We start from the raw sequence: 546 nt of genomic DNA, 5'->3' as shown, positions 1-546 counted from the left end.
CGAATAAGGCCTTTTGATGGCGATGCCTTTTTGCATTCTGTAATGAATACGGTTTTATCGCCACTCAATGCATCATAAAAACTGCGATCCGACGGCAATAGATCCGATTGAAAAGTGCTCAGATGCTGTGATGCTTTTCGCTCTGCTACCCATTGGTATTTATCGCGAACAATTTTGGCAAGCACTTCCGCCATTTCTGCTTCTTTTTTTGAGACGTGCTCTGATAAGTTGTTTGCTTGCTGGGTGTTGAAGTCAGTCATCTTCATCTGTTCCTTAAGCGTGCGCGGCAAGTTGCTGTACCAATTGGTAAGCTTTGCCTGAGTTCATAGCCTCGATCGCTTGCTGCGTGTTGGCTTTTAAATCTTCGTGGCCGAATAAACGCATTAGAAGTGCGACGTTAACCGCGACTGCGCCTAATTGTGCGTCTGTACCTTTACCCGTCAGAATGTTGGTGATTATTGCTTTGTTTTCTTCCGGGTCGCCGCCTTTAATGGCTTCTAACGGGTGAGCATCTAGACCAAAATCTTCTGGCGTTAGGGTGTATTC

At 45.8% G+C, this 546-nt stretch carries 2 pseudogenes; both read right to left on the bottom strand.

The window, feature by feature from the left end:
* Positions 1 to 260: pseudogene (locus R7O13_RS30035) on the bottom strand (bifunctional indole-3-glycerol phosphate synthase/phosphoribosylanthranilate isomerase); the annotation flags it as partial.
* A gap of 13 nt (positions 261 to 273) precedes the next feature.
* Positions 274 to 546, bottom strand: a pseudogene (locus tag R7O13_RS30030) (anthranilate phosphoribosyltransferase); the annotation flags it as partial.

The organism is Vibrio sp. Y176, from assembly GCF_033438945.1.
Note: the sequence above shows the minus strand (reverse complement) of the source record. Positions and strands in the feature narration are given on the sequence as shown.